We start from the raw sequence: 15477 nt of genomic DNA, 5'->3' as shown, positions 1-15477 counted from the left end.
GCCCGTTTCCATGTCGCAGACCCCACATCTTCAGGTGACCCCATGCTTCTGACCCGCAAACCGGCGGTACAGGACACCAAAGCCGCCCCGGCACGCCGCTCGGGCACAACCTCGCTCACGGGCAGCCTGGCCCGCAGCCTGGCCGGCGCGCTGCCGACCATGGACCGCCGCACGTTCCTCAAGCGCTCCGGCATTGGCGTGGGCGCGGGGCTGGCCGCCACGCAGCTTTCGCTCGTGAAGAAGTCGGTGGTGGGCGAGGCGCAGGCGGCCGAGGGCAAGGGGGACATCGTGGTGCGCCGTACCGTGTGCTCGCACTGCTCGGTCGGGTGCGCCGTCGATGCCGTCGTGCAAAACGGTGTGTGGGTGCGCCAGGAGCCGGTGTTCGATTCGCCGATCAACATGGGCGCGCACTGCGCCAAGGGTGCCGCGCTGCGCGAACACGGCCACGGCGAATACCGCCTCAAGACGCCGATGAAGCTCGTTGACGGCCGCTACCAGCGCATCAGCTGGGAGCAGGCGCTCAACGAGATCGTCGCCAAGATGAAGACCATCCGCGAGGAAACCGGCCCGGATTCGTTCTTCTTTGTTGGCTCATCCAAGCACAGCAACGAGCAGGCGTACCTGCTGCGCAAGTGGGTGTCGTTCTTCGGCACCAACAACTGCGACCACCAGGCGCGCATCTGTCACAGCACCACGGTGGCGGGCGTCGCCAACACGTGGGGCTATGGCGCGATGACCAATTCGTACAACGACATGCAGAACGCCAAGTGCGCGCTGTACATCGGCTCGAACGCGGCCGAGGCGCACCCGGTGTCGATGCTGCATCTGCTGCATGCCAAGGAGAACGGCTGCAAGGTCATCGTGGTCGACCCGCGCTACACCCGCACGGCGGCCAAGTCCGATGAATACGTCCGCATCCGTTCGGGCACCGACATCGCGTTCCTGTTCGGGGTGCTGTACCACATCTTCAAAAACGGCTGGGAAGACAAGCAGTACATCCACGACCGCGTCTACGGCATGGACAAGGTGCGCGAGGAAGTGCTCGCCAAATGGACGCCGGACAAGGTCGAGGAAGTGTGCGGCGTGCCGGAGGCGCAGGTGCACAAGGTCGCCGAGATGATGGCGATGAACCGCCCGAGCACACTCGTGTGGTGCATGGGCCAGACGCAGCACACCATCGGCAACGCCATCGTGCGTGCGTCGTGCATCGTGCAGCTGGCGCTGGGCAACATCGGCAAGTCGGGCGGCGGGGCCAACATCTTCCGCGGGCACGACAACGTGCAGGGCGCGACCGACGTCGGCCCGAACCCCGATTCGCTGCCGGGCTACTACGGTCTGGCCGCCGGGGCGTGGAAGCACTTCGCGGCCGTGTGGGGCGTCGATTACGACTGGATCAAGGGCCGCTTCGCCTCGCAGGCCATGATGGAAAAGTCCGGCACGACGGTCTCGCGCTGGGCCGACGCAGTGCTCGAGAAGAACGACCTGATCGACCAGGACAACAACGTCCGCGCCGTCTTCTATTGGGGCCATGCACCCAACTCGCAGACGCGCGGCATGGACATGAAGCGCGCGCTCGACAAGCTGGACTTGCTGGTGGTGGTGGATCCGTATCCGTCGGCCACGGCGGCGATGGCCAACATGCCCTCGGCCGACGGCACGCCACCGAACCCGAACCGCGCGGTCTATCTGTTGCCGGCTGCCACGCAGTTCGAAACGTCGGGTTCATGCACGGCGTCGAACCGCTCGCTGCAGTGGCGCGAGAAGGTCATCGAGCCGCTGTTTGAGTCGCAGCCCGACCACGTCATCATGCAGGCGTTTGCCGACCGCCTGGGTTTCGGCAAGGAGCTGTCGAAGAACTACAAGATCAGCGAATACAAGCGCGCCGGCATGACATGGCGCGAGCCCGAGATCGAATCGATCCTGCGCGAGATCAATCGCGGCAACTGGACGATCGGCTACACCGGTCAGTCGCCGGAACGCCTGAAGGCGCACATGCGCAACATGCACCTGTTTGACGTGCGCACCCTGCGCTGCAAGGGCGGCAAGGATCCGCAAACCGGCTACGACCTCACCGGGGATTACTTCGGCCTGCCGTGGCCGTGCTACGGCACGCCGGAACTGAAGCATCCGGGCTCGCCCAACCTGTACGACACCAGCAGGCACGTGATGGACGGCGGCGGCAACTTCCGCGCCAACTTCGGCGTGGAGCGCGACGGCGTCAACCTCCTGGCCGAAGACGGCTCGTGCTCGCTGGGCGCCGAGCTCACCACGGGCTACCCCGAATTCGACCACGTCTTCCTCAAGAAACTCGGCTGGTGGGATGACCTGACCGACGCCGAAAAGAAGGCCGCCGAAGGCAAGAACTGGAAGACCGATCTGTCCGGCGGCATCCAGCGCGTGGCGATGAAGCACGGCTGCCATCCGTTTGGCAACGCCAAGGCGCGCGCCGTCGTGTGGAACTTCCCCGACGGCATTCCGCAGCACCGCGAGCCGCTGTATTCCACACGGCCCGACATGGTCGCCAAGTACCCGACGCACGACGACAAGAAGGTGTTCTGGCGCCTGCCCACGCTGTACAAGACGGTGCAGCAGCGCAACATCGAGAACAAGGTCTACGAGAAATTCCCGATCATCCTCACGTCCGGCCGTCTGGTCGAATACGAGGGCGGGGGTGAAGAGACGCGCTCGAACCCGTGGCTGGCTGAGCTGCAGCAGGAGAACTTTGTCGAGATCAACCCGAAGGCCGCGGCCGACCGGGGCATCCGCCACAACGACTTCGTCTGGGTCAAGACGCCGACCGGCGCCCAGATCAAGGTGCGCGCGCTGGTGACGGAGCGCGTGGGCGTGGACCACGCCTTCATCCCGTTCCACTTCTCGGGCTGGTGGCAGGGCAAGGATCTGCTCGGCTATTACCCGGAAGGCGCTCACCCGATCGTGCGCGGCGAGGCCGTCAACACAGCCACCACCTACGGCTACGACTCGGTGACGATGATGCAGGAAACGAAAACGACGGTCTGCCAGATCGAGCGTTTCGCATAACGGGGAGCGATCATGGCACGCATGAAATTCATCTGTGACAGCGAGCGCTGCATCGAATGCAACGCCTGCGCCACGGCCTGCAAGAACGAACACGAAGTGCCCTGGGGCGTGAACCGGCGCCGCGTGGTCACGATCAACGACGGCATGATCGGCGCGGAGAAATCCATCTCCGTGGCGTGCATGCATTGCTCCGATGCGCCGTGCATGGCGGTCTGCCCGGTGGACTGCTTCTACCGCACCGAAGACGGCGTGGTGCTGCACGACAAGGACGTCTGCATCGGCTGCGGCTACTGCTCGTATGCGTGCCCGTTCGGTGCGCCGCAGTTCCCGAGCCAGGGCACGTTCGGCGTGCGCGGCAAGATGGACAAGTGCACGTTCTGCGCCGGCGGCCCCGAGAAGAACGGCAGCGAGGAAGAATTCGAGAAGTACGGCCGCAACCGCCTGGCCGAAGGCAAGCTGCCGCTGTGCGCGGAAATGTGCTCGACCAAGGCGCTGCTCGGCGGCGATGGCGATGTCATTTCCGACATCCTGCGTAACCGTGTCATGAAACGCGGGAAGGGCGCGGAGTTGTTCGGATGGGGCACGGCCTACGGCGGCACGCAGGGTAAGGGCGGTCAGGCGGCACCGGCGGGCCAGCCTGCGCCCGCTGCACCGGCTTCCACGCCAGGAGCCCAATCATGAGCCCGCGCGTCAAGATGCCTTCGCGACCGACGGGGCTGCTGATCGCGCTCGGCGCGGTGCTGCTGCTCGGCGCTTGCGGCGAGCGCTCGCAAACCGCCCTTGCATCGCACCGCAAGGACGACGCTCCCGCCTACAAGGGCGCGCAGGACGATCCGTTTGTGGCCAAAGGCTGGACGCCCGGTGACCGCACGAGCTGGGTGAACCAGATCCGCGCGCGCGGCCAGTACCAGAACGAGTACAACAAGACGCCATGACGCGCGCAAGCGGAGGTCTGTCCATGGGTACGTCCTGGAAACACCTTGTGATGGCGGTGCTGTTGGGGGGAGCTGCCACGCTGGCGGTTGGGCAGCAAGCGGCCAGCGGGCCGGCAGCGAACGCGCAACCCCTCAATCCGGCCGTGCAGCCGGCGCAGCCGTTTTCCAACATCGTTTCGGAGAACGTCTTTGACGTGCAGAAGCGTGATCTCGCCAAGGAAGCGCAGGACCAGGCCGCGCGACGCACGACGCAGCCCGGCAACAATGCGCCCGTCTGGCGCGAGGTGAATTCGGACCAGGCGCACTACGCCAGCATCCCCGGGCTCGAGGCCGGCGTGCTGATCCAGCGCACGGGCCAGAAATGGCGTCTGTTCCGCAACGGCGTCATCACCGTGTGGGGCGGCTGGCTGCTGGTGCTGGTGCCGCTGGCCATCCTGGGCTTCTTCCTGTGGAAGGGGACGATCCGCCTGAAGGAAGCGCCCACCGGCCGCAGGATCGAACGTTTCACGCCCACCGAACGCTACGTCCACTGGACGATGGCGATCTCGTTCGTCACGCTCGGCGTGTCTGGCATCGTCATGCTGTGGGGCAAGCACTTCCTGCTGCCGGTCCTGGGGCACCAGCTGTTCGGCTGGCTGACGTATGTGCTGAAGAACCTGCACAACCTGGTCGGGCCGTTGTTTACGGTCAGCATCGTCGTTGCCTTCGTGATGTGGGTCCGCGACAACCTCCCGCGCCGCGGCGACCTCAAATGGCTGCTGAGCCTGGGCGGCATGTTTGCCGGCGACCACGGGGCCGAAGTCCCGTCGCATCGCTTCAATGCGGGCGAGAAGCTCTGGTTCTGGGGCGGCCTGGTCGTATTCGGGTTGATTCTCTCGGCGTCGGGCTGGGTGCTCGATCGCATCGTCCCGGGCGTCGACTATTACCGCAGCACCATGCAACTCGCCGAGATCATCCACGCCATTGCGGCGGTGGGCATGATGTGCATGTCGCTGGGCCATATCTACCTCGGCACGATCGGCATGGAAGGCGCCTACCGGGCCATGCGCGACGGCTATGTCGACGAGGCCTGGGCCAAGGAGCACCACGAGCTCTGGTACGACGACATCAAGGCCGGCAAGATTGCCGCGCAGCGCTCGCAGCCGCCCGCTCCCCCGGCGGCGGAGCATCCCGTCAAATCCTGACGCCATCGATTCAAGGAGCTTCACCATGCATGCATCCGCGATGACGCGCGCCGCACGTATGGCCGTCGCGGCCAGCCTGCTGAGTCTCGCGAGCGGGCTGGCTTTCGCAAAACTGCCGGCCCTGACAGAAGAGCAACAGGCACAGGCCGCGCTGGCCAAGGCCAAGGCAGCGTGGACCGACAAGGTGGCTGCATTCCAGACTTGCAAGGCGCAAGACAAGGTGGCGGCGGCGTATCGGGCCAGCGGCAAGGGCGCGCTTACGCAGCCGGGCACGCCGTGTGCGGATCCGGGGCCGTTCGTGGCGCCTGCGCCGGCCGCGCCGGCGCCCGCTGCAAAAGGCTGATCGGCTGCCGATGTTGCGGGTTCATCATCCGGCAGTACAATCGTCTGCTCGCAAGTGAACCCTGACTGGAGGTGACACATGAAGCAACTCGCGATTGGACTTGCCGTGCTGGGCCTGATGGCTGGCTGTGCATCGAATACCGGCTCGACAGCCAGGACGGCTGACTCGGCCATGGCCGCTTCGGCCGTGCTGGCGCCCAAGAGCGGCAGCACCGTGCAAGGCAGCGTGAAGCTGGTGCAACAAGGCGACAATCGGGTTGCCATGGCCGTGGACATTTCGGGCCTGCCGGCCAACGGCATGTTCGGTTTCCATGTGCACGAGAAGGGCGATTGCTCGTCGCCGGACGGCAACAGCGCCGGCGGCCACTTCAATCCGACCGGCCAGCAGCATGGCGATCCGCGCAGCGGCGCGCACCATGCCGGCGACATCCCGATGCTCCAATCCGACGCCAACGGCAAGGCCGTCGGCTCGATCGTCCTCTCCGGCGTGACGCTGACCCCGGGACCGACCAGCCTCGTTGGCCATGCGCTGATCGTGCATGCCGGCAAGGATGACTACAAGACCCAGCCCACCGGCAATTCCGGCGGGCGCATCGCCTGCGGCGTGATCGTGGCGAACTGATCGCCGGAGCACGTGCCCATCTGCGGATGGGCATTGCCTGCATGCCAATGCGCACGCCTGCCGTGCGCATTTTTGTTTGAAACCCGATTCGATGCCGCTGCGCCCTTACCTGACCAACGCTTCTGTTCCGCTGCTCGATGAGGTCGACGTCGTCGACGAGCTCGGCCGTACGCGCACCGTCCACATTCCCGGCGAGCGGCCACTCACCGTCTACCTCGACAAGCGCGAACTCGTGACGTTGATGACGCTCGGCGCCGCCCCCGAGGCGCTGGTGCTCGGCTACCTGCGCAACCAGCGCCTCATCGGAAGCATTGAGGACATCGCCTCGGTGCAGGTCGACTGGGAGACCGAATCCGCGGCGGTCACCACGCGCGCCGGCATTGCAGACCTGGACGAAAAGACCGCGCGCCGCACTGTCACGACCGGCTGCGGGCAGGGCACGGTGTTCGGCTCGCTGATGGACGAAGTGGACGCCATCCACCTGCGGCCCGACGCGCGCATGACGCAGACAACGCTGTACCGCGTGGTCGATACCATCCGCCTGCAGCAGTCGATCTACAAGCAGGCGGGCTCCGTGCATGGCTGCGCGCTGTTCGATGCGCGCGGCGAGCTGCTCGTCTTTATTGAAGACGTGGGCCGCCACAATGCCGTGGACGCGATTGCCGGCCGCATGTGGCTCGACGGCATGGAAGGCGGCGACAAGATCTTCTACACCACCGGGCGCCTGACCTCCGAAATGGTCATCAAGGGCGCGCAGATGGGCATCCCGTTCCTGCTGTCGCGCTCGGGTGTCACACAGATGGGCTACCAGATGGCACAGCGGGTGAACCTCACGCTGTTTGCGCGATGCACCGGCCGGCATTTTCTGCTCTATACCGGACCGGAGCGCTTTGTGGCCGAACCGGAGATGGCCGGGGTGGTCGGCGCGCGCGGCCAACTGCCGCAGCCCGTGAATTCCAGCGGGTAAGCCCTGCGCAAGCCATCGCCCGGCCCGGGGTTTTCCGTCACAGGTTTGGGAGTACAATCCGCGTTCCAAAGCGGACCGGGCATCGACCTTGCGACCCGGCGTGACCAAATGGGGACAGTTTTCGCACCGCGAAGGCTGCCCCCATTTGTTCATCCAAGGTATCTGGACGCTCCATGAGCATCAAATCCGACAAATGGATCCGCCGCATGGCCGAGCAGCACGGCATGATCGAGCCGTTCGAGCCCGGTCAGGTGCGCGAGGCAGACGGCCGGCGCATCGTCTCGTACGGCACGTCGAGCTACGGCTACGACATCCGCTGCGCCGACGAATTCAAGATCTTCACCAACATCAACAGCACCATCGTCGATCCGAAGAACTTCGACGAGAAGTCGTTTGTCGACTTCAAGGGCGATGTGTGCATCATCCCGCCGAACTCCTTCGCACTCGCTCGCACGGTCGAGTACTTCCGCATCCCGCGCACGGTGCTGACGGTGTGTCTGGGCAAGAGCACGTACGCGCGTTGCGGGATCATCGTCAACGTGACGCCGTTCGAACCCGAATGGGAAGGCTACGTGACGCTGGAGTTCTCGAACACGACGCCCCTGCCCGCCAAGATCTACGCCGGCGAGGGCTGCGCGCAGGTGCTGTTCTTCGAGAGCGACGAGGAATGCGAAACCTCGTACAAGGACCGCGGTGGAAAATACCAGGGCCAGCACGGCGTGACGCTTCCCAAGACCTAGTTTTCTCTCCGTTTCCGACCTACGGAGCGGTGCCTTTCTGCATTAAGGAACCACGATGAAATTCCGCTTTCCCGTCATCATCATCGACGAGGACTTCCGCTCCGAGAACGTCTCCGGGTCGGGCATTCGCGCGCTGGCCCAGGCCATCGAGCAGGAAGGGATGGAGGTCACGGGCCTCACCAGCTACGGTGACCTGACGTCGTTTGCACAACAGTCGAGCCGCGCGTCGACCTTCATCGTCTCGATCGACGACGACGAGTTCATCAACCCGGACAGCGACAAGCCGGAGCCGGAAGCGGTCGAGAACCTGCGCGCCTTCGTGGCCGAAGTGCGCCGCCGCAATGCCGACATCCCGATCTTCCTGTACGGCGAGACGCGCACCTCGCGCCACCTGCCCAACGATGTCCTGCGCGAGCTGCACGGCTTCATCCACATGTTCGAGGACACGCCGGAGTTCGTGGCCCGGCACATCATCCGCGAAGCGCGCAACTATCTCGATTCACTGCCGCCGCCGTTCTTCAAGGCGCTGATCGACTACGCGCAGGACAGCTCGTATTCGTGGCACTGCCCGGGGCACTCGGGTGGCGTGGCGTTCCTCAAGAGCCCCGTCGGCCAGGTGTTCCACCAGTTCTTCGGCGAGAACATGCTGCGCGCCGACGTCTGCAACGCAGTGGAAGAGCTCGGCCAGCTGCTCGACCACACGGGCCCGGTAGCAGCATCGGAGCGCAATGCCGCGCGCATCTTCGGCTCGGACCACATGTTCTTCGTGACCAACGGTACGTCCACGTCGAACAAGATGGTCTGGCACGCCAACGTGGCCCCCGGCGACATCGTCGTGGTGGACCGCAACTGCCACAAGTCGATCCTGCACGCGATCATGATGACGGGCGCGATTCCCGTGTTCCTGATGCCGACGCGCAACCACTACGGCATCATCGGCCCGATTCCGCAGAGCGAGTTCGAGCCGGAGACGATCGCCAAGAAGATCGCCGACCACCCCTTCGCCAGCCAGGCCAAGAACAAGAAGCCGCGCATCCTGACCATCACGCAGGGCACGTACGACGGCGTGCTCTACAACGCCGAGCGCATCAAGCACATGCTGTCGACCGAGATCGACACGCTGCACTTTGACGAGGCGTGGCTGCCGCACGCCGCCTTCCACCCGTTCTACCGCGACATGCACGCCATCGGCCACGGCCGCGCGCGCAGCAAGGACGCGCTGGTGTTTGCCACACAGAGTACGCACAAGCTGCTGGCCGGTCTGTCGCAGGCGTCGCAGATCCTCGTGCAGGATTCCGAGACGCGCAAGCTCGATACGTACCGCTTCAACGAGGCGTATCTCATGCATACGTCGACGAGCCCGCAGTACTCGATCATTGCCTCGTGCGACGTGGCCGCGGCGATGATGGAAGCGCCGGGCGGCACCGCGCTGGTGGAGGAGAGCATTGCCGAAGCGCTGGACTTCCGCCGCGCCATGCGCAAGGTCGAGCACGAATACCTGGGCGCGAATGGCGGCAACGGCCGCGGCGACGACTGGTGGTTCAAGGTCTGGGGCCCGAACGATCTGTCCGACGAAGGCATCGAAGATCGCGAAGCCTGGATGCTCAAGGCCAACGACCGCTGGCACGGCTTCGGCAACCTGGCCGAAGACTTTAACCTGCTCGACCCGATCAAGGCCACGATCATCACCCCGGGCCTCGACGTGGACGGCAAGTTCAGCGACTCGGGCATCCCGGCCGCCATCGTTACGCGCTACTTGGCCGAGCACGGCATCATCGTCGAGAAGACCGGCCTGTACTCGTTCTTCATCATGTTCACCATCGGCATCACCAAGGGCCGCTGGAACTCGATGGTGACCGAGCTGCAGCAGTTCAAGGACGACTACGACAACAACCAGCCGCTGTGGCGCGTGTTGCCGGAGTTCGTGCGCCAGTATCCGCAGTACGAGCGCATCGGCCTGCGCGAGCTGTGCGACAGCATCCACAGCGTCTACCAGGCCAACGATGTCGCGCGCGTGACGACCGAGATGTACCTGTCCAACATGGAGCCTGCGATGAAGCCGTCCGACGCCTGGGCCAAGATGGCGCACCGCGAAACTGAGCGCGTGGCGATCGACGAGCTGGAAGGCCGCATTACCGCCATCCTGCTGACGCCGTATCCGCCGGGTATTCCGCTGCTGATTCCGGGCGAGCGCTTCAACAAGACGATCGTGCAGTACCTGCAGTTCGCGCGCGACTTCAACCGCCTGTTCCCTGGCTTCGAGACCGACATCCACGGGCTGGTGGAAGAGGAAGTCGACGGCAAGATGGGGTACTTTGTGGACTGCGTGCGCTGAGATCCAGCCGCACAAAAACAAAACGCCGCGCAGAGATTGCGCGGCGTTTTTGTTTGGCGAAAGCGACGGAGAAGGGGCCCGAGCGTCTGCAGGCGGCGAACTCCCGCACTCAAAGGCTTCGAAACCACTCCGACATTGGCGGAATGCGTGGCGGCATCCGAGCGGCGGCAGCCTCGTTGCGCTGGCCTCTCGCCTCGGCAATGCGCTGTTCGTTTTCATGCTTGATCCTGTCACGGATGATCTTGTCCCCGGCATTTCCAAAGTAGATTCGCCGGAACTTCGCGAGCCCATAACCATTCAGCTGGAACTCAGGCATGCCGAAACCGATGAAGCCAGCCATGGAGTCATGCACGTAGGCATCGAAAAAGTTGCCGATCGCTTCCGGAACGGGGCGACTGCGCAGAGCTTCTAACAACCGGATGACGTCTCGCTCGGGCGCGTCGGCATTCCGCACTTCCGGGTACATGTTGTCAGCGAGCCACCGCCGCCACCGTGCGAGCACGGCCGGTGCACGCTTGGCGACGGCATCGGCGTGGGGTTGCCGCGCGTCGTCCAGTATCGGGCCGCTTTGGTGTCTCACGGCGTGGTAAATGGCCGCTGCCGGGCTGCCCCACGATTGGGCGGTCGCGTTCTTTGCAGCCGCACCCAACTCGAATGGGCTCCTCAACGCTTCGCCTCGTTGTTCGACGTCCTCTCGGTTGAGTTGCATGCGCTGTTCGAGGTGATGGCAGGATGCCGCAATCATTTGGACGAGTGCGCGCTGCGTGTGCAGCATCCACGTGGCCTCACCCCGGAAGTCCTTACCTTGGTCGGCGTTGGGCTCGCCCCGAGCGCGTTGGTACTGCGGCGTTTTGTGAAAGCCCGCTTCCAGCAGCTGCCAGCGGTGGCTGAAGTACCAGCTCAGATGCTGACGTGCCATTTCTTCTACCGGCCCGGGTTGGATGTTGGCGTGCTGGTAATAAGCGGCGAGGGCGTCAAGGGTGGCTTTAGAAGGTGCTAACGCGTCAAAGATATGTTGCTCCCTTCTCTCAGCAAGCTCTTCTGGCGAGTAGAACGGCACACCGGCCGCAAGCGCTGCACAGTACATCTCAAAACCCGGCACGCGAGCGAGTTGGAGATCGGTGTTTTTGCCGTCGCGGCTCCAATCGGCCTTGCCTAGCGCCAGCGGCATGTACCCGCCGCCCACGTCGGAGTGTGAGCCGGGAAACACATACTCCTTGCAGTTGGGCGGATACTTGCTATCGACGCGCACGGAGTCGAGCGGGAAACAGGCACGGATTTCATGGCCCGCCACCAGATGCAGACATCGCTCCACCGCCGGGTGGATCTGCATGTTGTCGTCGGCCCAGTCTTGCCTGCCTTCTGTAATCGGGTACAAGCCCGCCAGCCCTACCGACGCCACTGTGTCGAAGATGCCCAGGAACTGTATCCGCAGCGGGATGCCAGCAAAGAGCCAGCCGCCGTCCTTCTGTTCGCACAACTCGTAGAGCCAGTTGACGAACGCACGTGCTTCTGCCGCGCCGCGCGAGAAGCCGAACACACTCAGGTTAATGAGCCGCAGCTCTGGCTTCTGGCCACGGATTTTTGTCTTGAGCCGCGCCTGGTAAACGTCTTTCAGTTCGCGAAGCCGTCTTTTGTAGTTCAATGTCCGCTGCGTGTTGAGCAACGCATGGAAGGGGTTTGCCGAAACAGAAAACCGCTTGGCGAAGTTCGTGGGGGAGAAGCTCAGTGGGTTGCATAGGTCTTTAGCTTCGCTTTCGGAAATGAGGCCTCTTTCGTGGAAGTAACGATGGATAGCGTTGAGTACTTGTATCAGCCCCCAAAAGATTCGCGGTGCGCCACCCCAGCCCGCGGCGGATCCAAGCGGATTGGGAACACCGGGAATAACCGTGCCGTCGTCGCCCACCTTGTCGAACGGCGTGCCGACGCCAGGAATGTAGTAACGGTAATAAGCATCCGTTCCTTTCTTCTCCTTTAAGTCTGGATAAGCGTGGTAGAGGCGAACCACATTGCTGTGCTTTTGATGGCGCGGGTCGCCCCGGTGCTTCTTGTAATCTTCATCTTCGTTGTTGCCGGTGCCGTCAAAGAACATGCCGACGAAGAGGTTCCCATCGCAAGACGGTATGCGGCTCTTGGGCAGCAGGGCATTTAACGCACACATGCGTTGCATGGTTTCTTTCTCGCTCAGCGGGCGCTCTTTACTGCGGGTTCGGCCAACATCCAGGTCAGGGTTCAATGCGAAGTCGATATCAGTCATGGTTCGTGTTGATTCGATTGATCGTGTCACCATTTTTCTTGGGAAATGGCGCAGCCTTTAAGGATCTAGCCCCGGACCATCGCAGCGTTCATTCTTTCCCTCGCCCGTACGGTGATACTCGATCAAGTCCTGGCGGGTTTTCCATGGTGCTTTTTCTTCCTCCCGCAGTGGTCCGCAAGGGCTTCTGATGCCGAATTTCGATACAACGACCTTGACGCGATGGTTGTCGTAAAAGTGGACCTGCACGGGCCCGATGTTTTCAGAGGTGTATTCCGGAATATCGACCACGGCTTCTTGTGGCGGCGGTTGCGAACCCGGTCCCTCAATGCCGTATCCGTAAGACCACTCCACCTTCGCCTTCATGCCGCGATGCCAGCGTTTGGGGATTTCTATGCAGCAATTGAATGCGCCTCCCCCGCTTTCTGGCCCAATATTGGGACCGCCGGCGCCATTGACAGAGAAGCCGGCAATGGACTGGTCTTTCATGTGGTTGTAGCCTGAAACTTCGACGGTGGCTTTGTTGTCGAGACAGCTGACAATCAACCCCATCACAAGAAACGGCGCGAGCCATTGGATGGCGTTGCGCAGTCGGGACGTGTAGTTTTTTAATGTGTGCATAGGCTTATCGCCCTCTCACTCAGCGGTCGCTCTTTACTGCGGGTTCGGCCAAGCTTCAGATCGGGATTCAATGCGAAGTCGATCGCTGTCATACATCTCCTCCTTCTTCGCGGATTTCGCGGATATTGCGCTCCCATCGCTCATTGATGGTCCATGGGGCCCAGTCTTCTTTGGGTAAGGGATATTCGGCATTCCCGAGAGCCCACTTGGAAACGACCACCTTGACGCGATGGTTGTCGTAAAAATGGACCTGCACAGGGCCGATGTTTTCAGAGGTGTATTCCGGAATATCGACCACGGTTTCGCGGGGGCTGTCGTCGCCCGTGCCGTATTCCCAGCGAACGGTGGCCTTCATGCCGCGGTGCCAGCGCTTAGGAATTTCTATGCAGCAGTTGTACTTCCCACCACCGCTTTCCGGAAACAGGTTGGGACCACTGGCGTCATTGACGGTGAACCACAGGATCGCGCGCTTTTGCATGTGGTCGTAGCCGGTAATCTCGACGGTGGCTTTGTTGTCGAGACAGCTGACAATCAACCCCATCACCAGAAACGGCGCAAGCCACTGGATGGTGGTGTACAGGTGTGGGACGTGTTTTTTCAATGCGCGCATTGGTACATCTCCTTATGTCCGCGATGGCGTTGTGATTTTTTGCTATTCGACATGCCGCCAATGGCGTTCGAAGTAATGCGGGGAGCAGGTGATTTTCCCAACTATTTCTGCGCAATCACGTCAAGATTTGTGTCGCGTTATTGGGTGGCACCAGAAGATGGCGGGGCGCCAATGGCGGGCAACGGCGGTAGCACCGGAAACAGCGATGCCGCGCGTCGTGGAGTGGTGCCTTAGGAAATTGCCCGCTGTAAAGGCAGGGGCAAAAAAAACCGCGCTGAATCAGCGCGGCGTTTTTGTTTGAAGCGTGCAGCGGACTATTCAGCCAGCGCAGCGCGCGCAAACGCAATGGCCTGTTTGACCTGCTCCGGCGCGGTCCCGCCGATGTGGTTGCGCGAAGCGACCGAACCTTCCAGCGTCAGCACGGCGTGCACATCGTCGCTGATCAGATCGGCCTTGTCGCCCAGGCCGCTGATGTCGCGCAGCTGCGCAACGCTCAAGTCGGCCAGGTCGCAGCGCAGGTCGTCGCAGGCGCGCACGGCGTGGGCCACGGCTTCGTGCGCATCGCGGAAGGGGAGGCCGCGCTTGACGAGGTAGTCGGCGAGGTCTGTGGCGGTGGCATAGCCCTGCAACGCGGCGGCACGCATGGCGTCGGCCTTGACAGTGATGCCCGGCACCATGTCGGCAAAGATGCGCAGCGTGTCGACCACGGTATCGACGGTGTCGAACAGCGGTTCCTTGTCTTCCTGGTTGTCCTTGTTGTACGCCAGCGGCTGGCCCTTCATCAGCGTGAGCAGGCCGATCAGGTGGCCGTTGACGCGGCCGGTCTTGCCGCGCGCCAGTTCGGGCACGTCCGGGTTTTTCTTCTGCGGCATGATCGAGCTGCCGGTGCAGAAGCGGTCTGCAATGTCGATAAAGCCCACGCGCGGGCTCATCCACAGCACCAGCTCTTCAGAGAAGCGCGAGATGTGCGTCATGATGAGCGCGGCGGCGGCGCAGAATTCGATGGCAAAGTCGCGGTCCGATACGGCGTCGAGCGAGTTGCGGCACACACCGTCAAAGCCGAGTTGCTGGGCGACGAATTCGCGGTCGATCGGGTAGCTCGTGCCGGCCAGCGCGGCGGCGCCCAGCGGCAGGCGGTTGACGCGCTTGCGGGCGTCGAGCATGCGCTCGGTGTCGCGCGTGAACATCTCGACGTAGGCCAGCAGGTGGTGGCCGAACACCACCGGTTGCGCGACCTGCAGGTGCGTGAAGCCCGGGACGATGGTGTTGGTGTGTTGCTCCGCCAAGTCCAGCAGCGCGCTGCGCAGGGCCTTGAGCAGACCGACGATGTTGTCGATCTCGCTGCGCAGCCACAGGCGGATGTCGGTGGCGACCTGGTCGTTGCGCGAGCGGCCCGTGTGCAGGCGCTTGCCGGCGTCGCCCACCAGCGCGGTCAGGCGCGCTTCGATGTTCAGATGCACGTCTTCCAGGTCCAGCTTCCACTCGAACGCGCCGGTTTCGATCTCCTGGCGGATCTGCGCCATGCCCTGTTCGATGGCGGCGCGATCGGCTTCGGCGATGATGCCCTGCCTGGCGAGCATGGCCGCATGCGCGAGCGAGCCCTGGATGTCGAACAGCGCGAGGCGCTTGTCGAAGAACACCGACGCGGTATAGCGCTTGACGAGGTCGGACATCGGCTCGTTAAAGCGGGCGGACCACGCTTCGGCCTTCTTGGCGAGTTGGGAGGTCATGGGCGGACTGCGGGAGGAGGGCGGCCAGGCAAACGCTTCGGCCGCAAATTCAGGAAACCGCGATTATATCGCCCGCCGGGTCTCCCGGCCGCCCGCTG

At 63.3% G+C, this 15477-nt stretch carries 13 protein-coding genes; 9 read left to right on the top strand and 4 right to left on the bottom strand.

The window, feature by feature from the left end:
• Positions 1–42: 42 nt before the first annotated feature.
• From TK49_RS15155 to TK49_RS15115, 9 genes are all read left to right on the top strand, one after another.
• The gene (locus TK49_RS15155) at positions 43–3039 is read left to right on the top strand and encodes a molybdopterin-dependent oxidoreductase (RefSeq protein ID WP_045787445.1); all 2997 of its coding nucleotides are present in this window, start codon (positions 43–45) and stop codon (positions 3037–3039) included.
• Positions 3040–3051: 12 nt separating this feature from the next.
• Entirely contained in the window at positions 3052–3720 is a 669-nt protein-coding gene (gene fdh3B, locus TK49_RS15150; protein ID WP_045787444.1) for a formate dehydrogenase FDH3 subunit beta, read from the top strand.
• A 14-nt stretch (positions 3721–3734) separates the two neighbouring features.
• Positions 3735–3974, top strand: a complete 240-nt coding sequence (locus TK49_RS15145) for a hypothetical protein (RefSeq protein WP_045787916.1) — start codon at positions 3735–3737, stop codon at positions 3972–3974.
• Positions 3975–3997: 23 nt separating this feature from the next.
• Positions 3998–5158 (top strand): formate dehydrogenase subunit gamma, encoded by a 1161-nt coding sequence (locus tag TK49_RS15140; RefSeq protein WP_045787443.1) that lies wholly within the window; start codon positions 3998–4000, stop codon positions 5156–5158.
• Positions 5159–5183: 25 nt separating this feature from the next.
• Positions 5184–5501 (top strand): hypothetical protein, encoded by a 318-nt coding sequence (locus TK49_RS15135; protein ID WP_045787442.1) that lies wholly within the window; start codon positions 5184–5186, stop codon positions 5499–5501.
• 78 nt (positions 5502–5579) lie between these two features.
• Positions 5580–6122 (top strand): superoxide dismutase family protein, encoded by a 543-nt coding sequence (locus tag TK49_RS15130; protein WP_045787441.1) that lies wholly within the window; start codon positions 5580–5582, stop codon positions 6120–6122.
• 91 nt (positions 6123–6213) lie between these two features.
• On the top strand, positions 6214–7089 hold the full coding sequence (locus TK49_RS15125) for a formate dehydrogenase accessory sulfurtransferase FdhD (RefSeq protein WP_045787440.1): 876 nt from the start codon (positions 6214–6216) through the stop codon (positions 7087–7089).
• A gap of 173 nt (positions 7090–7262) precedes the next feature.
• Complete coding sequence (gene dcd / locus TK49_RS15120; protein ID WP_045787439.1) at positions 7263–7829, top strand: dCTP deaminase; 567 nt, start codon at positions 7263–7265, stop codon at positions 7827–7829.
• A gap of 55 nt (positions 7830–7884) precedes the next feature.
• Positions 7885–10164, top strand: a complete 2280-nt coding sequence (locus tag TK49_RS15115; protein ID WP_045787438.1) for an arginine/lysine/ornithine decarboxylase — start codon at positions 7885–7887, stop codon at positions 10162–10164.
• Between the two features lie 109 nt (positions 10165–10273).
• On the opposite strand, the gene TK49_RS23750 is transcribed toward TK49_RS15115, so the two are convergent.
• The 4 genes from TK49_RS23750 to argH all read right to left on the bottom strand — a co-directional run bounded on the left by TK49_RS23750 (position 10274) and on the right by argH (position 15379).
• Positions 10274–12421 carry a T6SS phospholipase effector Tle1-like catalytic domain-containing protein gene (locus TK49_RS23750; protein ID WP_052698615.1) on the bottom strand — a complete coding sequence of 716 codons (2148 nt, stop codon included), beginning with the start codon at positions 12419–12421 and terminating at the stop codon, positions 10274–10276.
• Between the two features lie 57 nt (positions 12422–12478).
• The gene (locus TK49_RS24215) at positions 12479–13039 is read right to left on the bottom strand and encodes a DUF3304 domain-containing protein (protein WP_082076325.1); all 561 of its coding nucleotides are present in this window, start codon (positions 13037–13039) and stop codon (positions 12479–12481) included.
• Between the two features lie 88 nt (positions 13040–13127).
• Positions 13128–13649, bottom strand: coding sequence for a DUF3304 domain-containing protein (locus TK49_RS15105; RefSeq protein ID WP_052698614.1), 522 nt, complete (start codon positions 13647–13649; stop codon positions 13128–13130).
• 314 nt (positions 13650–13963) lie between these two features.
• Positions 13964–15379, bottom strand: a complete 1416-nt coding sequence (argH, locus tag TK49_RS15100; protein ID WP_045787437.1) for an argininosuccinate lyase — start codon at positions 15377–15379, stop codon at positions 13964–13966.
• Positions 15380–15477: the final 98 nt, after the last annotated feature.

Source organism: Ralstonia mannitolilytica, from assembly GCF_000954135.1.
Classification (GTDB): Bacteria; Pseudomonadota; Gammaproteobacteria; order Burkholderiales; family Burkholderiaceae; genus Ralstonia; species Ralstonia mannitolilytica.
This window is presented reverse-complemented; position numbering and strand designations above follow the sequence as displayed.